This is a genomic window from Azospirillum oryzae, assembly GCF_008364795.1.
Lineage (GTDB): Bacteria > Pseudomonadota > Alphaproteobacteria > Azospirillales > Azospirillaceae > Azospirillum > Azospirillum oryzae.
Map to the genome: position 1 here is coordinate 286583 of NZ_VTTM01000002.1, position 18364 is coordinate 304946.

An 18364-nucleotide genomic window follows, 5' to 3' on the forward strand; every position below is an offset into this window, starting at 1 on the left:
ATCCCCACCAATCCACCCCATGCCTCCCCCTCACCCCGACCCTCTCCCCGGGGGGGAGAGGGGGAATGTGCGCGGGAGAGGAACATCAGGAACCCAACGATGTTCGCGGAACTGCTGCAATACATGCTGTCGGGGCTGACCATCGGCGCGATCTATGCGCTGGCGGGGCTCGGCTTTTCGATCATCTACAACGCCAGCCACGTCATCAACTTCGCCCAGGGCGAGTTCATCATGATCGGCGGCATGGCGTCGGCCACGCTGACGGCCTCGGGCGTGCCGCTGCCGCTGGCGATCCTGATCGGCTGCGGCGGCGCCATGCTGGTCGGCGTGCTGGTGGCGAAATTCGCGGTCGAGCGCGCCCGCAACGCCTCCACCGTTACCCTCATCATCATCACCATCGGCGCCTCGATCTTCCTGCGCGGCGTCGCGGAGCTGGTCTGGGGCAAGGACTTCAAGCGTCTGGACGCCTTTTCCGGCGAGACGCCGATCCAGTTCCTCGGCGCCTCGATGCAGCCGCAGTCGCTGTGGGTGGTGGGCACCGCCGCCGTGCTGATCGTCGCCATCGGCCTGTTCTTCAACCGGACCCTGACCGGCAAGGCGATCCTCGCCACTTCGCACAACCGGCTGGCCGCACAGCTGGTCGGCATCGACGTGAAGCGGGTGGTGCTCGCCTCCTTCGCGCTGTCGGCGGCGCTGGGCGCCATCGGCGGGGCGGTGGTCGCCCCCATCACCTTCTCCTACACCGAGATGGGCATCATGCTGGGGCTGAAGGGCTTCACCGCCGCGGTTCTGGGCGGCCTCGGCCATGGGCCGGGCGCGGTGGCCGGCGGGCTGATCGTCGGTGTCGCGGAGGCGCTGGGCGCCGGCTACATCTCCTCGGCCTACAAGGATGCGGTGGCCTTCGTCATCATCCTGGCCGTCCTTCTCTTCATGCCGAACGGGCTGTTCGGCAAGCGCGGCACCGAACGGGTGTAAGGACTTATCTCCGATGAACGCACTCCTTCACGGGCGGCTGACCGGGCTTCTGGCACTGGGCGCGGTGATCGCGGTCCTGCCGGCCTTCCTGCCCAACAACTTCTATCTCGACATCGCCATCCTGGCCGGCTTCAACGCCGTGGTCTGCGTCGGGCTGAACCTGCTGATCGGCTATGCCGGGCAGATCAGCCTGGGCCATGCCGGCTTCTTCGGCATCGGCGCCTATGCATCGGGCGTGCTGGTCGGCGTCTATGGCTGGCCGCCGATCCTGGCGCTGCTGACCGGCGCCGTGGTGGTCGGGCTGCTGGCCTTCCTGGTGGCCAAGCCGATCCTGCGGCTGAAGGGCCATTATCTCGCCATGGCGACCTTGGGCATCGGCATCATCGTGTCGATCGTGCTGCGCACCGAAAGCGGGCTGACCGGCGGTCCGGACGGCATGATGGTGGAACCGTTCAAGATCTTCGGCTTTGAGCTGTATGGCGAAAAGGTCTGGTACTGGGTGGTCGGCGTGCTGCTGATCGGCGTGGTCTGGCTGTCGCTGAACCTGATCGACAGCCCGATGGGCCGGGCGCTCCGCGCCGTCCACGGGTCGGAGGTGGCGGCCGAGGTGGTCGGCGTCGACACCGCCCGCTTCAAGGTGCTGGTCTTCGTGGTCTCGGCGGTGTTCGCCAGCGTGGCCGGCAGCCTGTTCGCCCATTACGCCGGCCTGATCACCCCGGCCAAGGCCGACTTCTTCAAGTCGATCGAGCTGGTGACCATGGTGGTGTTCGGCGGCATGGCATCGACCTTCGGTGCGGTGGTGGGGGCCGTGGTGCTGACGCTGCTGCCGCAGGCGCTGACCGTCTTCCAGGATTACCAGCAGATCGTGCTGGGCGGCATCCTGATGGCGACGATGGTGTTCATGCCCAAGGGCCTTCTCCCCACCCTGGCGGCGCTGCTCCCGGCGCGGAGGCGGGCATGAAGATGCTGGCGACCACTGATCTTTCCCCCGATACCATGTCCCAGGCCCGCCGCGTCGGCCCGCCGATCCTGAAGGTGGAGCATCTCAGCCGCGAGTTCGGCGGCGTGCTCGCCATCGGCGATCTGAGCTTCACCGTTGCGGCCGGCGACATCCATTCGATCATCGGGCCGAACGGCGCCGGCAAGACCACGCTGTTCAATCTGGTGACCGGCGTCTACAAGCCGTCGGGCGGCCGGGTTCTGTTCGACGGGGCCGACGTGTCGGGCATGGCGCCCTACAGGCTGGCCGCCCGCGGCATGTCGCGCACCTTCCAGAACCTGCAGATCTTCTTCAACATGACGGCGCTGGAGAACGTCATGGTGGGGCGGCACCTGCACCTGAACACGCGGCTTCTGCCGGCGCTGTTCCGCTTTCCGTCGCTGGTGCGCAAGGACCGCGAGGCGAAGGACCGGGCGGCGCAACTGATGGCCGACGTCGGGCTGGAGAAATACATCGACGCCGACGCCGCCTCCATGCCCTACGGCGCGCTGAAACGGCTGGAGATCGCCCGCGCGCTGGCGTCGGAGCCGAAGCTGCTTCTGCTGGACGAGCCGGCGGCCGGCCTGAACGCCACCGAAAGCCGCGAGATCGACGAGGTCATCAAGACCGTCGCCGCGACCGGCGTCACCATCATCCTGGTGGAACACGACATGAAGATGGTGATGGGAATCTCTCACCGGATCACCGCCCTGAACCAGGGCCGCATGCTGGCCGAGGGCACCCCGCAGGAGGTGGCGGCCAACGCGGACGTCATCGCCGCCTATCTCGGCGCGGCACCGTGAGGGAGGCGCGGAGCATGCTTCTGGAGATCGAGGGCCTCAACAGCCATTACGGCCGCATCCACGCGCTGAAATCGGCCAGCCTGACCGTGCGGGAAGGCGAACTGGTGGCGCTGGTCGGCGCCAACGGCGCGGGCAAGACGACACTGCTGCGCACCCTGTCCGGCGTCCACCCGGCCAGCAGCGGGCGCATCACCTTCGACGGCTGCGACATCACCCGGATGAAGGCGTCGCGCCGCGTCGCCGAAGGGGTGGTGCAGGTGCCGGAAGGCCGGCAGCTGTTCGGTCCGCAGAGCGTGGAGGACAATCTCCGCCTCGGCGCCTACCGCCGCGGCAGCGGCAAGCCGGATGACGACATCAACCGGCTGTACGAGATGTTTCCGGTGCTGAAGGTCAAGCGCGACCAGCCCGCCGGCACCCTGTCGGGCGGCCAGCAGCAGATCGTGGCCTTGGGCCGCGCGCTGATGGCGAAGCCGCGCCTGCTTCTGCTCGACGAACCCAGCATGGGGCTGGCGCCGCTGCTGGTGGCGGAGATCTTCGACGCCGTGCAGCGGCTGAAGCGGGAGGGGACGACCATCCTGCTGGTGGAGCAGAACGCCCACGCCGCCCTGGCCATCGCCGATCGCGGATACGTGATCGAGACCGGCGAGATCGTGCTGAGCGACAGCGGCGCGGCGCTGTTGAGCAACGAGCGGGTGCGGCAGGCTTATCTGGGGCTGTGATAGGATCCGACGCAACACCATCGCCGCGACACTTCAACGGACCCAAACCCGTGAAACTCCACACCTACTTCCGATCCTCCGCCGCCTATCGCGTGCGCATCGCCCTGAACCTGAAGGGGCTGGCGCCGGAGCAGGCCTTCGTCCATCTGCGCCGGGGCGAGCAGGCCAAGCCGCCCTATTCAGACCTCAACCCGGAGCATCTGGTGCCGGCGCTGGAGGTCGACGGGCCGGACGGGCACCATGTGCTGACCCAGTCGCTCGCCATCATCGAGTATCTGGACGAGACGCACCCCACCCCGGCGCTGCTGCCGGCCGATGCGCTGGGCCGGGCGCGGGTGCGGGCGCTGGCGCTGGCGGTGGCTTGCGACATCCATCCGCTGAACAACCTGCGGGTGCTGAACCGCCTGAAGACGATGGGCCACAGCCAGGAGGAGGTCGACGGCTGGTACCGGCACTGGATCGCCGTCGGGCTGACTGCGCTGGAGGCGCAGCTGGCCGGCGATCCGCGCACCGGACGCTTCTGCCATGGCGACGAACCCGGACTGGCCGACATCCTGCTGGTGCCGCAGATGGCGAACGCCCGCCGGCTCGACTGCCCGCTGGACGGCTATCCCACCCTGCTGCGCATCGACGAGGCCTGCCGCGCCCTGCCGGCCTTCGCCGCCGCCGCGCCCGACCGCCAGCCCGACGCGGAGGTCTGATCCGGCGCCCGCCACGTCGGCATCACGCCCGCCTTTTGTCCCCGGCAGATCACATCCCCGCCCGTTGGTGTTAGCGGTTTCGCGACACCCTTCCGTGGTATAGAGGTAACCGGAATCGGGTGGGGGCGGCGGCCGGACGATGTTGGGCAACTTTTCTTCGATGGCGTACGACCTTGCCGAGAACATCGCGGCAAGCGCCTTCGTCGTTCTCGCCTACACTTTCCTGATCCGCCGCTCCGACGGCTGGGGGCTGAACACCCGCCAGATCGTCTTCGGCGCGGTGATGGCGCTGACCGCCCTCTTCTCCATGGTCCACCCGATCCATATCGGGCCGGGCATCTTCATCGACGCGCGCACGCCGCTGATCGGGCTCAGCGCCCTGTTCGGCGGCCCGCTGTCCGCCGCCATCACCGCCGCCACGGTCGCCGGCTACCGCCTCTATCTGGGCGGGGTGGGTATGGAGGCCGGCGTCGCCAACGCGCTGCTGTCCTTCCTGACCGGCGTCGGCTTCGCGATGTGGGTGAAGCGGCGTGGATTGACGCTCGGCGTCGTGTCGCTGCTGGGCTTCGGCCTGCTGCTGACGCTGGTGTCGCTGCTGAGCCTGCTGCTGCTGCCGACCCTGGATCTGGCGCTGCAGGTGGGCCAGCGCACCGCACCGCCGCTGCTGGCCATCGTTCCGCTCGGCACCCTGTTCCTGGGCGGCCTGCTGTTGCGCGAACAGCGCCAGCACGATGCCGAACGGCGGCTGGGGGAGAGCGAGGCGCGTTACCGCCTGCTGGCCGACAATGCCACCGACATGATCCTGGAGATGAAGGCGGACGGGGCTGTGCGCTATCTGTCGCCGTCGGTGCGCGACATCCTGGGCCATGATCCGGCGGAGATCGTCGGCCGCGCCCCGGCAACCCTGCTGCACCCCGACGATGTGGAGAGCGCCGCGACGGCCTTCGCCGGCATGAATCCGGGATCGCCGCCTGTCACCTTCACCCATCGGCTGCGCCACCGCGACGGCCATTACCTGTGGGTCGAATCCAGCATGCGCCCGACGGTGGGGGCCGACGGCGAGTTCGTGGTGGTCGGCGTCGTCCGCGACGTGACCGAGCGCAAGCGGTACGAGGAGGAGCTGTCCGCCGCCCGCGCCGAGGCGGAGGCTGCCAACCGCGTGAAGTCCGAGTTCCTGGCTTCGATGAGCCACGAGATCCGCACGCCGCTGAACGGCGTCATCGGCTTCGCCGACCTGCTGCTGGGCACCGACCTGTCGGCCGAACAGCGCCAGTATGTGGCGCTCCAGCGCGAGGCCGGGCGCGGGCTGCTGGCGATCATCGGCGACATCCTGGATTACTCGAAGATCGAGGCCGGCAAGCTGGAACTGGAGGAACGCCCCTTCGACCTGCACCGGCTGCTGCGCGACTGCCGCGACCTGATGAGCAACGCCGCCTCGCAGAAGGGGCTGCTGCTGCAGCTGTCGCTGGGAGGCACGGTGCCGCGCTTCGTGCATGGCGACGAGGCGCGCATCCGCCAGATCCTGCTGAACCTCGTCGGCAACGCGGTGAAGTTCACCGAACGCGGGTCGGTTCTGGTATCGGCCGGGCTGCTGTCGGCGGAGGACGGCGAGGGGGCGCCGGTCCTGCTGCGCTTCTCCGTCAGCGACACCGGCCCCGGCATCGCGTCGGCCGAAAAGGCCAACCTGTTCCAGCGCTTCAGCCAGGGCGACCGCTCCACCACCCGGCGCTATGGCGGCACCGGGCTCGGCCTCATCATTTCGAAACAGCTGTCCGAGCTGATGGGCGGGCGGATCGGCGTGCAGAGCAGTCCGGGCGTCGGCAGCACCTTCTGGTTCGAACTGCCGCTGCCGGTCGCCGCCGCACCGGGGCTGGCCGCCGAACGCCGGGAGGCCGCGGCGACGCGCTGCGCCCGCATCCTGCTGGCCGAGGACGTGCCGATGAACCAGATCGTCACCTCCTCCATCCTCTGCAAGGCCGGCCATACGGTCGAGGTGGTGGAGGACGGCGTGCTGGCGGTCGAGGCGATGCGCAAGGGCGAGTTCGACCTCGTCCTGATGGACATGCAGATGCCACGCATGGACGGCTTGCAGGCGACCGCGGCGATCCGTCAGCTTGGCGGACGGCGGGGTGCCGTGCCCATCATCGCGCTGACCGCCAACGCGCTGACCGATCAGCTGCAGCTTTGCCTGGATGTCGGCATGAACGACCATGTGACCAAACCGATCGAGCGCGACACCCTGCTGTCGGCGGTCGACCGCTGGCTCGACGCCGGGGCGGATGGTGCCCAGGACGACGCGGCCGTGCTGGCCGGAGTGGCTCCGGTCTCCGACAATCCGCCGGTGCTGAACCTCGCGACGCTGGAAACGCTGGCCGAAACGCTGGGCGCCGACGTGCTGCCCCGCTTCGTCAACGGAACGCTGGCCGAGCTGGCCCTGCGCGCCGACCGCATCAGCGAGGCGGCGGCGGGGAAGGCCGCAGCGGCCGACGCCCATGCCATGGTGTCGCTGGCCGGCAATGTCGGCCTGCTGGAACTGTCGCGCATCGCCCGCAAGCTGCAGCACGCTTGCGAGCAGGAGCGGCCGGACGCGCCGATGCTGAAGGCGGACCTGCGCGACGCCGTCAACCGCGCCTCCGCCGCGCTCCAGGCGGTGCTGCCCACGCTGGGCGTGGCGGTGGAGACGGCGCGCTGAAGCTCTCTTCCAACGGTTGACGATCAGCGGTTGACGATCAGGGCTACGCCCGCCACGGCGACCGCGGCGCCGACCCAGGCGCCCAGCGCCGGTCGCTGCCCCGTCAGCAGCCACATCATCGGCAGGATCAGGACGGGGCTCAGGGCCGACAGGGTGGCGACCACCCCGGCATTGCCGTGGGCCAGCCCGACCAGCAGCAGGGTCATCCCCAGCCCGACGCCCAGCAGCCCGTTGCCGGCGATCTGCAGCATCAGCTTCGGCGTCAGCCCGCGCGGCAACAGCATTCCGCCCAGCATCCCGCCGAACCGTCCGCCGGGCATCTCGCCGCCGGCCATCGCCGCGCCGCCGCCGCGGATCGCCGACAGGGCGCCGATCGCCGTGAACATCAGCGCCGCCGTGGTGACCCGCACCGCGGCCGAGGCGATCGGGTCTGCGCCCGCCGCCATCACCGGCTTGGCGATGATCGAGCCGGCGGCCTGTCCGACCGCCGCCAGCAGGCAGACCGACACGCCGGCCAGCAGGCTGCCCTGGATCGCCTCCCAGCTGTGGGTGGAGCCGGAGCGCAGAGCCACCGCCAGCATCACCCCCAGCGTGACCAGCGCCACACCCAGGACGGTCCAGGGCCCCAGCGCCTCTCCCAGCAGGGCATAGGCGAGAAGGGCGGTCAGCGGCGCATTGGCGGCGTAGATCACCACGTTGCGGCGCGGTCCCAGCCGGCTGAGCGACCAGAACAGCGCCATGTCCCCCACCACGATCCCCAGCAGCCCCGACAGCGCCAGCGTCAGCGCAGATCCCGTATCCAGCGTCTGCCAGCCGCCCATCAGCGTCGTGGCGATCAGCAGGGCGGTGGCGACGATGGTCAGCCGCACGCGGTTGAAGGCGATGGAGCCGAGCACCCGCACCGGTCCGATGGCGATCAGGCCGCCCGCGGCCCAGCACAGCGCCGCGCCCAGCGCGGCCATGTTGGCGATCATGATGGAAATACGGACCGATGGTTGAAGAGGGGGACCAGCACTCTACAGCCGCCGCCCGCTGCCTGCGAAATGAGCAAGATGCATGGCCGGGCCGATCTTCCGTCCGTCCGCCGGAACCGCGCCCTATCCCACACCGTTGATTCCGTCGGAACACGCCTCTTGTGGCATTGCCGATACGAGGAGCACGCGACCGATGCGGACAGATTTCATGAGGCTTGGCACCGTCGCCCCCGTTGCCCTGCTCGTGGCGGCCGGGCTTCTCTGCGCCCGGCCGGCGGCGGCCCAGACGGGAGGAGCCGCGCCGGCGGGTTGCGCCGCGATGGTGGAGCAGTTCGTCGCCGACCAGGGCCTTTCGACCGAACCGCCGCCGGTCGCCGTTCCCGGCACCGCCGCGCCCGGCCTGTCCGGCTCCTCGCCGCGCGACGAGCAGGGGTCGGGCGTCAGCAGCGGAGAGTTGGCGCAGTCCGGCGGCATGGTGGCGCCGCCCGCCGTCGGCGATCAGGCGGTGATCCAACCGCCGGCCATCGGCAGCAACATGCCGACCGCCCCTGCGGTCGGTCCCCAGGCCAATTCGCGCGCCAAGCCGGACAGCGGGCCGGGCGGTTCGGGCGGCGTCGACGGGATGATGGGGCAGGCGGCGCGGAACGCCCAACTGGAATCGCTGGTCACCGCCGCCCGCAGCGCTGCCCGCGACGGCGACGAGACCCGCTGCATGAACAGCCTCGACGACGCCCGCCGCCTGTCGCGGACGGCACCCGGCGGCCATGGCGGCTGACCCGAGCCGCCGGTTCTCTGAACCGCGACCAGTTCTCTGAACTAGTTCTCTGAACTTCAAGGAGCGATGCATGACGTCAAGGCTTGGACCCTATCCGCCCTCGCCGCCGCGCGAGCCGCCCGTGCCCGGCGAGCCGATGCCGGTGCCGGGCGATCCGTCGCGCCCGCCGCTGGGGGAGCCGCCGGGACCGATCCCGGTTCCGCCGCGCGAACCGCCGCCGGTGCCTGACCGTCTTATGGACCGCCTGATGGGCTGACGTCCGCCCGCACGGGCGTCAAAGATGCGATTTCCCAGCCCGTCCGGCCTATTCGGAGCGGTCCCGACTTGCCAAGAGCGCCCGGACGGGCGATGTGTCAGGGGTTGGCGTCCGCCGGTCCAGAAGATGGCCGGCATGGGCGCCGCTTCTGTTTGCCGGAGTTCGGGTTTCCCATGCACAATCAGCCGCCCCGCAGCCACGTCTTTCGCCAGCCCAACGTCGTCGCCACCCAGGTGACGGCCACCGTTAAATGGTTCAACCCCGAACGCGGCTACGGCTTCGTCAAGGTCGGAGACAGCGGCAAGGACGCTTTGCTGCCGGCCTCGCTCGTCGTTCCCGCCGGCCACACCACCCTGCCTGACGGCGCCACCGTCGTCGTGGACATCGTCGAGGACCGCAAGGGCCAGCAGGTCAGCGTCCTGCATTCCGTCGATCTCTCCACCGCCGCTCCCGCCCGTCCGCAGGCGCGCGACCGTGGCTTTGGTGATCGGGGTGGCGATCGGGGCGGTGAGCGCAGCTTCGGCGACCGTGGGAATCGCGGGTTTGGCGATCGTGGGCCCAGTGATCGCGGGGCCGGTGATCGCGGATTTGGGGCGCGCCGCGATGCCGGCGGTCCGCGTGAGCGCAACTTCGGCGACCGCAACTTCGGTGATCGGGGCGGCGACCGCGGCGGCTTCCAGGGCCGTGGGCCGGATCGCGGCCAGGATCGGGGCTTCCAAGATCGGGGCTTCCAGGACCGTGGCGGCTTCCAGGGCCGGGGCCAGGATCGCGGCCCGCGCCCGCCGCAGGCCAGCGGCCCGACCAGCGAGGTGGGCGCGACCGTGAAGTGGTTCAACGGCGGCAAGGGCTATGGCTTCGCGCAGCCCGACGACGGCGGGCGCGACGTCTTCATTCCCGCCCGTGCGCTGGAAAGCGCCGGCCTGCGCGGCCTGGACGACGGGCAGCGCGTGCGCATGACCATCCGTCAGGGCGAAAAGGGGATGGAAGCGGTCAGCCTCAAGATCGAGTGACCGCCTCCACCGCTTCATAACCTGCCGTCAGCTGTCCGACGGCACCGAGGACTGGCCCAGATGCGCCGCCGCTTCCCGCTGGTTGCGGGCGGCGACGTCGTCCGGGACCGCCAGTCCGGCTTCCGGGCTGTTGACATGGGGGCCGCCGGAGTTGCGGCGGTCCTCCTCCTCGATCTCGCGCACGGCCTGCGCCCAATGGTCGAGATGGCGGTGGTCGGGCCGCCCTTCCTGTTCCCAAAGCTGATAGGCCCGTTCACGGACCCGCGGGTCGTTGGGACCCAGATTGTGTTCCATGATGGTCGGCTCCAGTTGCTGAAGGGGGCCGTCAGGTCCGGTCCGGCTGGGAGGGGGAGGAAATCCGTTCCAGCGCGTCCTGAACCACGCGGTCGTTCTTGGCATCGGTGGCAAGGTCGCCCAGCGAGACGATGCCGGTCAGCCGGTCGTTGCGGTCCACCACCGGCACCCGCCGGACCTGCTGCCCGGCCATCAGTTCGGCCACGCTGCCGACCGGGTCGTCCTCGTAGCAGTAGCGCGGGTTGGCGGTCATCACCTCCGACACCTTGCAGCGGTCGGGCTGCTTCCCGGCGGAAATCGCCCGGACGGTTATGTCGCGGTCGGTCACCACGCCGACAAGATCCCGCCCGTCGCAGACGGGAAGGATGCCGACGTTCAACTGGTCCATCAATTGCGCGGCCCGGCGGATGCTGTCGTCGGGCCGTACCGTCTGCACATCGCGGGTCATGATCTCGCGGATTTTCATGCGGGAGTTTCCTGGTACAGTGGCGGAGGGCACGGTGGCATCGGGCACGATGGCGGAGGGGTGCGGTACTCCTGTCCCGTCCCCAACAGATGCGCCGGTCCGCCGTCCCGCTCAACCTATCCAGTAGAGTGGATCCACCCCGAAGAGCAGGGGGTGCAGCATCAGCATGCCCCCATACGCGGCAAGCCCGCCGGCCAGCCGCGCCGGTCCCATCTCCGCCAGTCCGCGCAAGGTCCCGCGCCAGCCCTGCGGTCCCGCCAGCGGCAGCAGCGAGGTCTCCGCCTGGAAGGCGCGGCCGCCGGGGCTTCGGCGCAGCACGATCTCGTTCTTCACCAGCGCGAACAGGGCGATGGCCGCCATGGTGCCGAACAGCAGCACGCGGCGCCCGTCGCCGGTGGCGTTCAGATGGGCCAGCGCCCACAGCAGCAGCGCCAGGCTGCCCGGCGCGCGGGTCAGGCGGTAGACGCCGCGCGGCGGGTTCGGCTCGCTCTGGCTGCCGAAGCGGGTGGTGACGCGGGCGACCAGCAGCAGGAAGACGATGGGCATCACCACGGCCACCAGCGGCGCCGCCCAGTCGAAGGGGGTGAACACCACATCCCCGCCGTCGGCGGCGCGGTAGGCCAGCACGAACAGGGCCAGCGTCACCAGGGAGCCGATGGAATGGATCGTCGCGAAGCCGCCGCGGCCGAGCCGGGCGATCAGGGCGGGCCGCACCCCCGGCCAGGACGGCAGGGCATGGCTGAGGAACAGCAGGGCGGCGGCGAGGGTGAGGGATGCGGTCATGATGGAGACACTAAACCGTGGGCGAACGACCCCCGCCTTGATTGGAGTCAAGAAGACGGGAAATGGGGAACGCCCGCATGGCCCGCGCGGTTCACAGGTGGAGACCGGCTCATCCCCCGACCCTTGTGGACCCCCGACCCCTGTGGACACCATGACCGAGTGGATCATCCAGATCGTGCAGCAGTTCGGCTATCTCGGCATCTTCCTGATGCTGATCCTGGCCCGCGTGCTGCCGCCGGTGCCGGCGGAGACGGTGATCCCGCTGGCCGGCATGGGCGCCGCGACGGGGGAGTTCAACCTGCTGCTGGTGGCGCTGGCCGCCGGGGCGGGATCCGCCGTCGGGGAACTGGTGTGGTATCTGCCGGCGCACTGGATGGGGCGCGAGCGGTTCGAGGCCTTCCTGCGCCGCCACGGCCATTGGCTGACGGTGAAGCCGGAGCAGGTCCACCGCGCCACCGAATGGTTCGCCCGGCGCGGCGGCCTCGCCGTGCTGCTGTGCCAGCCGCTGCCGGGGCTGCGCACGCTGATCTCCGTTCCCGCCGGGGCCTGCGGGCTGCCGATGGGGGTGTTCCTGCTCTATGCCGCCGCCGGGGCGGCGCTGTGGTCGCTGGTGCTGGCCTCCACCGGCTATCTGGTGCGGGTGGGCTTCCCCTGGGTCGCCGACTGGATGGTGCCGGCGACGCTGGTGCTGTTCATCGTCCTGCTGGGGACCTATGTGCTGCGGCTGGTGCGCCACCGCCGTGACAGCCGTCGGGAGGAACGCCGGGCGGCGCGCAGCGAGCTTCCAGGCGGCGGTTGAATGCCTGCGGAACCTTCTCCCTGCCTTGCGCGTTTGTGGCGCGAGACATCCCCGAAAGGACATGGCCCGAAAGGACGTTGTCCAGAAGGACATGGCCTTCCGGCCAGACCCCGGTTTCCGGCGTGAAGCCCGATCCGAAAGGAACCGATCCGATGACCCGCAAATCCGCAATGACGATCCGGTGGCGAGCCGCCGCCGTGCTGTCGGCGGCGCTCGGCATGGCCGCCTGCGCTTCCGACGTGCCGCCGCCCACCGCCCAGCTCGGCGCCGCTTCCCAGGCGGTGCAGGAGGCCGAGCGCGCCAACGCCCTGCAATACGCCCCGGTGGCGCTGCAGAGCGCCCGCGACAAGCTGGCCGCCGCCGACAAGGCGATGCGTGCCGACGAACGCACCCGTGCCCGCCGTCTCGCCGAAGAGGCCCGCGTCGATGCCGAACTGGCGGCGGTGACCGCGCAGCGCGCGGTGACGCAACAGGCCGCCACCGCAGTCCGCAAGTCCGCGACTCCCAACGCCCCGCAGTCCGCTGCCGCGCCGAACGCGGCCCCGGTCTACAGCGGGTCGAGCTATGGCACGTCCGGTTACGGCGATTCCAACCTGAGCGGCTCCAGCTACGGGGCTCCGGCCACCGTTCCGAATGCCGTTCCGCCTGCCGCTCCGCCCGCACCGGCCGGCTCCCTCGGCACCATTGGCGGCACGAGCGGCGGCAACAGCTGGGGCTACAGCTATCCGGAGGTGCGTCAATGACCGCGTTCGCTCCCCGCACCATCCTCGTGCTGGCCGGGCTGGGCCTAGGGCTGGCCGGTTGCGCCACCCCGCCGACCGACAGCGCCGCCCTGACCCAGGCGCGCCAGGACTACAGCCTCGCCGCCGCCAATCCGCAGGTCGCCGGCAACGCCCCGCTGCAGCTGCGCGACGCCGAGCAGGCGCTGCGCCGGGCCGAGGCGCTGCGCGACCAGGGTGCCGACGCCGCCGAGGTCGACCATCAGGCCTACATCGCCAGCCGCCGGGTGCAGATCGCCCAGGAGACGGCCGGGGTGAAGGGCGCCCAGACCGTGGTCGCCAACGCCGACACCTACCGTCTCCAGGCCCGCAACACGGAGCTTGAGCAGCAGCTGCGCGACCTGCAGGCGCAGCGGACCGAGCGCGGGCTGGTCATGACGCTGGGCGACATCCTGTTCGCCACCGGCCGGGCGGAGCTTACCCCCGGCGCCTATGACCGCGTCGATCGGCTCGCCCGCTTCCTGCAGGCGCAGCCCGGCCGCACCATCCGGATCGAGGGCCATACCGACAACACCGGCAGCGACGCCACCAACCTGCGCCTGTCGGAGGCACGCGCCAACGCCGTCCGCGACGCGCTGACCGCCCGCGGCGTCTCGCCGTCGCGCATCGTCACCCAGGGCATGGGCGAGGCGCAGCCGGTCGCCAGCAACAGCAACGACGCCGGCCGCCAGCAGAACCGCCGCGTCGAGATCGTCATCTCCGACGACGGCAGGGTCGCGGAGACGCGGTAAGGGCTCCGCGCGTCCCCCTTCAGGTCCCCGCCCCCCGCGCAGGCGTCAGTCGTGCGGGGGGTGTTTTTTTGCCTGCATGGCCCGAAAGACACCCCAGGCCCCGGCAGCCAGCCCGGCCGTCAGCAATGCCGCGGCGCCGGCCCGCAGGGCGGAGCGCGGCGGCGAGGGCAGGCGCTTCCACGGCGCCCAGGCCTCGTCCGGGTCGTCCGGGTCGGCGATGCGCAGGGCGGCGAAGGCCTGTTCGGTCAGGCTGGGATCGCTGGCCGGCAAATCCGCCAGCCGGCGGCCGGACGGCCGGCACAGCCGGTCGATGGCGGCCACCACGCTGCCGGTCTTCCCGATCTCCGCCTCCAGCCGGTCCTGCCCGATGCCCATATGCTCGGCCAGCAGGCGGTTGCGGACGCCCTCTATGGCGACCTCCGCCCGGTCCCGCTCCGATCCTTCCTCCTGCGGAGCCTCGATGGTCAGGTCGCATTCGGTGTCGTAGCCCATCGACCGGTTGTTCAGGTTGGACGAACCGATGCGCAGCAGCCGGCCGTCGACCGCCACCACCTTGGAATGGACGATCACCGGCTGGCCTTTTTCCGTCACCGGGGTCAGGGCACGCAGCCGGCCGAAGCGGTCGGCCTCGCGCAGGCAGCGCAAGGCGACCGAGCGCGGCGTGTCCATCGCCATGCGGTCGAACCAGCTCGGGCTTTCCATCGATACCACCAGCACCACCTCCGGCCCGTCGGGTTCGGCCAGGCGGCGGGCCAGCGCCTCGGCGACGCGGGCGGAGGCGAAATACTGGTTTTCCAGATAGATCGTCCGCTCCGCCGCGGCGATGGCGGCGAAGGTCAGCGCCTCGCTCTCGCGGACCGCCGGTCGCTCGGCGGTCGCCGGCACGGTGCGCGACACGCCGACCTGCGCGTCGGTGAGGATCGGGTGGGTGCAGTCGGGCAGGGGGCAGTCCGGCCAGGGATCTTGATCGGAGGAGTCCAGATCGGGGGGAGGACAGGGCTCCGGCGCCTCGCCGGTGGCGCTGCGCCAGCGCTCCCGCGCCAGTTCGCCGAGCGCGCGGGCGGCATCGCCGTCGACCATCATCATCACGTCGTGGCGCGGGCCATAGGGCTGGCCGTTCGGACAGCGGCGGCGCGGGTCGTCGTCGCGATGCTCGGACGTGTCCCAGCGGTCGAAGGAGAAGTCGATCCCGCCGCAAAAGGCCAGCGCGTCGTCGATCACCAGCAGCTTCTGGTGCTGGGCGGCGCCGATCGGCAACTCGCCGTCCAGCCGGGCGGTCAGCCGGCGGCCGGTGCTGCGGTCCAGCCGTTCCAGCGGTTCGTGCGGGTGGTCCAGCGCGATGGGAAAGGGCATGTCCCATTTCAGCGCCCGCACATGCAGGCCGGCGTTCCTGCGCATCAGCCGGGCGAGGAAGCGGCCCAGCGTCTCCCGGCTGTCGGGATCGAGGAGCATGCGCGGGTCGATGTCCCAGCCGACCAGCAGGATCGACTGCCGTGCCCGCTCCATTGCGGCGCGGGCCGCGACGAAATAGTCGTCGCCGTCGACCAGCACCGCCACCCGCCCGGCCCGCTCAGTCCGCCAGCAGGTAAGGCCGGGGCGGAGCACCGGGCCGGTTGCCGACCGTGGTGGTCCGGGCTCGGCGGTGTCGGCGGGAAGGGCGGAGGAGTTGAGCTTCATCGGGGCACGTCGGGATTGTGGGCGGCGGGATTGTGGGCGGCGGTTTTGCATGCGGTATCGGGTGCCGCGACTGCGCATCGGAAGGAATGCCTGGGACCTTCCGCCTCGCGGCTTGAACCCCGGTGCGGGCGCGTTGTTCCCGCATGGCCGGCTGGGCTTCCGTATCTCGCCGAAGGAGACCGGTGCGGTACGCCTTTGCCGCAGGTTTCCCAAAAAAAGAACAGGCGAAGACCGAAACCAAGTTCGTGCTGTCCTGTTCTAAACCGGTGAAAGACGCGAGGCGCATGCCGGAAGTCGCGAAGCGGCTCAAGGCGCGACGTTAGCCTCATTTCGGAAGACGCCCGAATGCGAGGCGTTGCCACCATGAAGGAGTTCGAGGATGCGTAACCTGATGATCGGCGCCGTTTCTGCGGTTCTCCTGATGGCCGCACCGGCCATGGCCCAGACGGCTCAGTCAGAGAGCCCCGGCACCGTCAAGAGCGGCGGCGCCTACGACACCGCTCCGAGCAGCAGCAGCGGCTATACCGGCCCGGATGGCGTCGTCCGCACCGCGCCGGGCGCCACCACCTCGCCGTCGGCCGGTTCCTCGACCGGCGGTGTGGACATGCCGGGCACGTCCGGTTCGTCCGGCACCTACAGCAACGGCTCGGGTTCTTCGATGCCGGGCGTGACCACCGCTCCCTCGGGCATGGGCAACAACACCGGCAGCACCGTCCCGCGCGACAACCAGACCGCCACCGGCACCCACTGCCCGCCGGGCACCCCGAACTGCGGCCCGGACCAGGGCGGCAGCCAGTAACCTTCCGCATCGCGGCAGTCACCGCGGGCGCCCCGGAGCCATCCCTCCGGCGGCGCCCGCGTCGTTTTGGACGCCGGCGAATGCCCGGGCAGGGCGCCGGGAAGGGTGATGCGACGCAAGCGCGCCGTCAGCCGCGCGCCGTCAGCCGGGGGCGCGAACCGAACGGCGGGGCCCAACCTCCGCGACATCGTCCAGCGGAGCGGTGCCGGCGGCGGTGGCGACCAGATGGCGGAACAGCGCCTGCTGGCGGTTGTCGGCGACCAGATATTCCGGATGCCATTGCACGCCGATCAGGAAGGGCTCGTTCGGCGCCTCGATGCCCTGGACGACGCCGGCCCGCTCGCGGGCGACGACGCGCATCCCGTCGCCGACACGGTCCACCGACTGGTGGTGCAGGGCGTTCACCCGGCATTCGGCGATACCGAGGATGCGGTAGAGCCGGCTGTCCGGCTCGATCCGGATGCGCTTGCGCGGCAGCACGGTGCGCATGTGCGGCGCTTCCTCGTACACCTCGTGGATGTCGACGTGGAGCGAGCCGCCGCGGTGGACGTTGATCATCTGCGAACCGCGGCAGATGCCCAGCACCGGCAGCGCGATCTTCGCGGCGCAGTCCAGCGCCCGCATCTCCAGCCGGTCGCGTTCGGGATCGATGCGGATCTGCGGGCGGGCGGATTCGCCGTAGAGCGAGGCGTCGATGTCGTCGCCGCCGCCGACCACCAGCGCGTCCAGCCGGTCGATGGGAAAGGGTGACTCGGCCGTGATGCGGACCGACGAGGCACCGGCCCGCCACAGGGCCAGCCGGTTGGCCATGGCGGCGATGCGGCTGCCATGGATCGAGGCGGTGATGCCGACCAGCGGCCGGGACCTGCCAACGATGGATGCCATGGCGATCCCCTCAGCCCGCCTGACGGGCGGAGTCGTCCCGGGCGGAGTCGTCCACGACGCCGTCCTGGCCGGCGGCTCCACCCAGGGTCGAATTGCGCAGGGTCGGATCGGCGGCGAGCAGGGCGTCGATGCGCTCGGCCCAGCCGTCCAGCTGCTGCGCCTCGGCCGCCCGGCGGTAGTCGGTGCCGAGACCGTCCAGCAGGGCGCGGTCGGCGGCCAGCCGCTCCACCGTCACCCAGCGGTTCCAGTCGGCGGCGAGCGACCAGCCGGGGTCGCTCAGCCGCGCGTTGGGCAGCCGGTAATGGAAGGTCGGACGCGGGCGGATATGGGGGTCCTGCATCGCCGCGGCCAGCCGGTCGCTGTCGAGATGGGCGAACAGCGGGAACAGGTCCAGCTCGCGGTTGCGGGTCGGGTTGTCGGCCAGATAATCGTCGATCAGCCCGCCGAGATCGGGACGGTAGGCGGGATCCACCACCTTGGCGGCATAGGGCGTCGGGAAGGCGGCGATGAAGCCCGACAGCCGCCGGGTGACGTCGACGCGGATCTCCCGCCGCAGCCAGGGGGCCAGCAGCAGGAAGGACTTCAAGGTGTCCAGCAGGTAATCGGCGTCGGTCCGCGCCACTTCCGGATTGAAATGCAGGCCGAAGGCGAAGAGCGGGCTGGCCTCCGTCCCGGCGGCACCCAGCGCGCGCAGGCAGGCGACCATCTCCTCCAGCTCCGGCATCTGCTCCACCGTCACCGGCGGTGCGGCGATCTCGAAGGGCATCACCAGGCTGCCGATGTTGCCCCATAGCGGACGCAACGGGTCCAGAATCGCCGCTCCCCCCTTGCCGCTGTGGGCGGAGCGCATGTCCAGCTCCACCGTGAAGTCGCCGAGCCGGGTGCCCGTCACCAGACATCGGTGCGGGTTCTCGACGGCGACCGTTCCGCCGAACAGCCTGCGCACGCAGGCCGCGGCCGACGGCGCGTCCAGGTCGGCGAATTCAAGTTCCACCCCCACGCGGCGCGGCGTGCCCTGGGGAGTGGTGCGGAGCGGGGGGAGGAGGAAGGGTGTGGTCATTGCAAGCCATCAACAGCGTATTCCGCACGCTGTTCCCTCACCGGTACCTTGGCGCAAATCCGGCGATGGGGAAAGTTGTTGACCATCGCGCAGGGGGGAATCAAGGCAGAGGAGCGGGCATACCCCTTTCGATGACAACCATCCGATGGTGGTATGTTTGGAGTTTAGATATTAATGCCGCTCGATTACCGGCACTTTAGAGAAAAT

The 18364-nt window shown here is 70.3% G+C and carries 20 protein-coding genes; 13 read left to right on the top strand and 7 right to left on the bottom strand.

The window, feature by feature from the left end:
- Nucleotides 1–99: 99 nt before the first annotated feature.
- The 6 genes from FZ938_RS07340 to FZ938_RS07365 all read left to right on the top strand — a co-directional run bounded on the left by FZ938_RS07340 (nt 100) and on the right by FZ938_RS07365 (nt 6869).
- Entirely contained in the window at nt 100–975 is an 876-nt protein-coding gene (locus FZ938_RS07340) for a branched-chain amino acid ABC transporter permease (RefSeq protein WP_109156963.1), read from the top strand.
- 13 nt (nt 976–988) lie between these two features.
- Nucleotides 989–1936 carry a branched-chain amino acid ABC transporter permease gene (locus tag FZ938_RS07345; protein WP_149197932.1) on the top strand — a complete coding sequence of 316 codons (948 nt, stop codon included), beginning with the start codon at nt 989–991 and terminating at the stop codon, nt 1934–1936.
- On the top strand, nt 1933–2757 hold the full coding sequence (locus FZ938_RS07350) for an ABC transporter ATP-binding protein (protein WP_149197933.1): 825 nt from the start codon (nt 1933–1935) through the stop codon (nt 2755–2757). The genes FZ938_RS07345 and FZ938_RS07350 overlap by 4 nt, the downstream gene beginning before the upstream one ends.
- Nucleotides 2758–2771: 14 nt before the next feature.
- Nucleotides 2772–3476: an ABC transporter ATP-binding protein gene (locus FZ938_RS07355; RefSeq protein WP_149197934.1), complete on the top strand. Its 705-nt coding sequence runs from the start codon at nt 2772–2774 to the stop codon at nt 3474–3476.
- 50 nt (nt 3477–3526) lie between these two features.
- Nucleotides 3527–4177 (top strand): maleylacetoacetate isomerase, encoded by a 651-nt coding sequence (gene maiA, locus FZ938_RS07360; protein WP_149197935.1) that lies wholly within the window; start codon nt 3527–3529, stop codon nt 4175–4177.
- Nucleotides 4178–4337: 160 nt separating this feature from the next.
- Nucleotides 4338–6869: a hybrid sensor histidine kinase/response regulator gene (locus tag FZ938_RS07365; RefSeq protein ID WP_149197936.1), complete on the top strand. Its 2532-nt coding sequence runs from the start codon at nt 4338–4340 to the stop codon at nt 6867–6869.
- A gap of 23 nt (nt 6870–6892) precedes the next feature.
- On the opposite strand, the gene FZ938_RS07370 is transcribed toward FZ938_RS07365, so the two are convergent.
- The gene (locus FZ938_RS07370; RefSeq protein WP_149197937.1) at nt 6893–7843 is read right to left on the bottom strand and encodes a DMT family transporter; all 951 of its coding nucleotides are present in this window, start codon (nt 7841–7843) and stop codon (nt 6893–6895) included.
- A gap of 193 nt (nt 7844–8036) precedes the next feature.
- On the opposite strand from FZ938_RS07370, the gene FZ938_RS07375 reads away from it, so the two are divergent.
- The 3 genes from FZ938_RS07375 to FZ938_RS07385 all read left to right on the top strand — a co-directional run bounded on the left by FZ938_RS07375 (nt 8037) and on the right by FZ938_RS07385 (nt 9884).
- Nucleotides 8037–8618, top strand: a complete 582-nt coding sequence (locus tag FZ938_RS07375; RefSeq protein WP_149197938.1) for a hypothetical protein — start codon at nt 8037–8039, stop codon at nt 8616–8618.
- Nucleotides 8619–8688: 70 nt separating this feature from the next.
- Complete coding sequence (locus FZ938_RS07380) at nt 8689–8874, top strand: hypothetical protein (RefSeq protein WP_149197939.1); 186 nt, start codon at nt 8689–8691, stop codon at nt 8872–8874.
- Between the two features lie 173 nt (nt 8875–9047).
- Nucleotides 9048–9884, top strand: a complete 837-nt coding sequence (locus FZ938_RS07385) for a cold-shock protein (RefSeq protein WP_149197940.1) — start codon at nt 9048–9050, stop codon at nt 9882–9884.
- A gap of 27 nt (nt 9885–9911) precedes the next feature.
- Here FZ938_RS07385 and FZ938_RS07390 read toward each other — a convergent pair whose 3' ends face one another.
- The 3 genes from FZ938_RS07390 to FZ938_RS07400 form a co-directional block, all read right to left on the bottom strand.
- Nucleotides 9912–10178, bottom strand: a complete 267-nt coding sequence (locus FZ938_RS07390) for a DUF2934 domain-containing protein (protein ID WP_149197941.1) — start codon at nt 10176–10178, stop codon at nt 9912–9914.
- A gap of 31 nt (nt 10179–10209) precedes the next feature.
- On the bottom strand, nt 10210–10644 hold the full coding sequence (locus FZ938_RS07395; RefSeq protein ID WP_149197942.1) for a CBS domain-containing protein: 435 nt from the start codon (nt 10642–10644) through the stop codon (nt 10210–10212).
- A gap of 111 nt (nt 10645–10755) precedes the next feature.
- Entirely contained in the window at nt 10756–11427 is a 672-nt protein-coding gene (locus FZ938_RS07400; RefSeq protein WP_149197943.1) for an NnrU family protein, read from the bottom strand.
- Between the two features lie 151 nt (nt 11428–11578).
- On the opposite strand from FZ938_RS07400, the gene FZ938_RS07405 reads away from it, so the two are divergent.
- The 3 genes from FZ938_RS07405 to FZ938_RS07415 all read left to right on the top strand — a co-directional run bounded on the left by FZ938_RS07405 (nt 11579) and on the right by FZ938_RS07415 (nt 13736).
- A complete protein-coding gene (locus FZ938_RS07405; protein WP_149197944.1) occupies nt 11579–12226 on the top strand; it encodes a DedA family protein in 648 nt (215 codons plus the stop codon).
- 152 nt (nt 12227–12378) lie between these two features.
- A complete protein-coding gene (locus tag FZ938_RS07410) occupies nt 12379–12969 on the top strand; it encodes a DUF4398 domain-containing protein (RefSeq protein ID WP_149197945.1) in 591 nt (196 codons plus the stop codon).
- A complete protein-coding gene (locus tag FZ938_RS07415; protein WP_149197946.1) occupies nt 12966–13736 on the top strand; it encodes an OmpA family protein in 771 nt (256 codons plus the stop codon). The genes FZ938_RS07410 and FZ938_RS07415 overlap by 4 nt, the downstream gene beginning before the upstream one ends.
- Nucleotides 13737–13781: 45 nt before the next feature.
- Here the strand turns inward: FZ938_RS07415 and FZ938_RS07420 are convergent, their stop codons facing one another.
- The gene (locus tag FZ938_RS07420; protein ID WP_149197947.1) at nt 13782–15413 is read right to left on the bottom strand and encodes a phospholipase D-like domain-containing protein; all 1632 of its coding nucleotides are present in this window, start codon (nt 15411–15413) and stop codon (nt 13782–13784) included.
- Nucleotides 15414–15792: 379 nt separating this feature from the next.
- Between FZ938_RS07420 and FZ938_RS07425 the strand changes: the two genes are divergently transcribed.
- Nucleotides 15793–16212, top strand: a complete 420-nt coding sequence (locus FZ938_RS07425) for a hypothetical protein (RefSeq protein ID WP_149197948.1) — start codon at nt 15793–15795, stop codon at nt 16210–16212.
- Nucleotides 16213–16353: 141 nt separating this feature from the next.
- Here the strand turns inward: FZ938_RS07425 and FZ938_RS07430 are convergent, their stop codons facing one another.
- The gene (locus FZ938_RS07430) at nt 16354–17097 is read right to left on the bottom strand and encodes a gamma-glutamyl-gamma-aminobutyrate hydrolase family protein (RefSeq protein ID WP_149197949.1); all 744 of its coding nucleotides are present in this window, start codon (nt 17095–17097) and stop codon (nt 16354–16356) included.
- A 10-nt stretch (nt 17098–17107) separates the two neighbouring features.
- Nucleotides 17108–18157 (bottom strand): amidoligase family protein, encoded by a 1050-nt coding sequence (locus FZ938_RS07435; protein WP_149197950.1) that lies wholly within the window; start codon nt 18155–18157, stop codon nt 17108–17110.
- Nucleotides 18158–18364 lie beyond the last annotated feature (207 nt).

Bases quoted from the DNA above. Each gene is read 5' to 3' on its own strand.
- FZ938_RS07340 (WP_109156963.1), top strand. From the start codon at position 100: ATGTTCGCGGAACTGCTGCAATACATGCTGTCGGGGCTGACCATCGGC.
- FZ938_RS07345 (WP_149197932.1), top strand. From the start codon at position 989: ATGAACGCACTCCTTCACGGGCGGCTGACCGGGCTTCTGGCACTGGGC.
- FZ938_RS07350 (WP_149197933.1), top strand. From the start codon at position 1,933: ATGAAGATGCTGGCGACCACTGATCTTTCCCCCGATACCATGTCCCAG.
- FZ938_RS07355 (WP_149197934.1), top strand. From the start codon at position 2,772: ATGCTTCTGGAGATCGAGGGCCTCAACAGCCATTACGGCCGCATCCAC.
- FZ938_RS07365 (WP_149197936.1), top strand. From the start codon at position 4,338: ATGGCGTACGACCTTGCCGAGAACATCGCGGCAAGCGCCTTCGTCGTT.
- FZ938_RS07370 (WP_149197937.1), bottom strand. From the start codon at position 7,843: ATGATCGCCAACATGGCCGCGCTGGGCGCGGCGCTGTGCTGGGCCGCG.
- FZ938_RS07375 (WP_149197938.1), top strand. From the start codon at position 8,037: ATGCGGACAGATTTCATGAGGCTTGGCACCGTCGCCCCCGTTGCCCTG.
- FZ938_RS07380 (WP_149197939.1), top strand. From the start codon at position 8,689: ATGACGTCAAGGCTTGGACCCTATCCGCCCTCGCCGCCGCGCGAGCCG.
- FZ938_RS07385 (WP_149197940.1), top strand. From the start codon at position 9,048: ATGCACAATCAGCCGCCCCGCAGCCACGTCTTTCGCCAGCCCAACGTC.
- FZ938_RS07390 (WP_149197941.1), bottom strand. From the start codon at position 10,178: ATGGAACACAATCTGGGTCCCAACGACCCGCGGGTCCGTGAACGGGCC.
- FZ938_RS07395 (WP_149197942.1), bottom strand. From the start codon at position 10,644: ATGAAAATCCGCGAGATCATGACCCGCGATGTGCAGACGGTACGGCCC.
- FZ938_RS07400 (WP_149197943.1), bottom strand. From the start codon at position 11,427: ATGACCGCATCCCTCACCCTCGCCGCCGCCCTGCTGTTCCTCAGCCAT.
- FZ938_RS07405 (WP_149197944.1), top strand. From the start codon at position 11,579: ATGACCGAGTGGATCATCCAGATCGTGCAGCAGTTCGGCTATCTCGGC.
- FZ938_RS07410 (WP_149197945.1), top strand. From the start codon at position 12,379: ATGACCCGCAAATCCGCAATGACGATCCGGTGGCGAGCCGCCGCCGTG.
- FZ938_RS07415 (WP_149197946.1), top strand. From the start codon at position 12,966: ATGACCGCGTTCGCTCCCCGCACCATCCTCGTGCTGGCCGGGCTGGGC.
- FZ938_RS07420 (WP_149197947.1), bottom strand. From the start codon at position 15,413: ATGAAGCTCAACTCCTCCGCCCTTCCCGCCGACACCGCCGAGCCCGGA.
- FZ938_RS07425 (WP_149197948.1), top strand. From the start codon at position 15,793: ATGCGTAACCTGATGATCGGCGCCGTTTCTGCGGTTCTCCTGATGGCC.
- FZ938_RS07430 (WP_149197949.1), bottom strand. From the start codon at position 17,097: ATGGCATCCATCGTTGGCAGGTCCCGGCCGCTGGTCGGCATCACCGCC.
- FZ938_RS07435 (WP_149197950.1), bottom strand. From the start codon at position 18,157: ATGACCACACCCTTCCTCCTCCCCCCGCTCCGCACCACTCCCCAGGGC.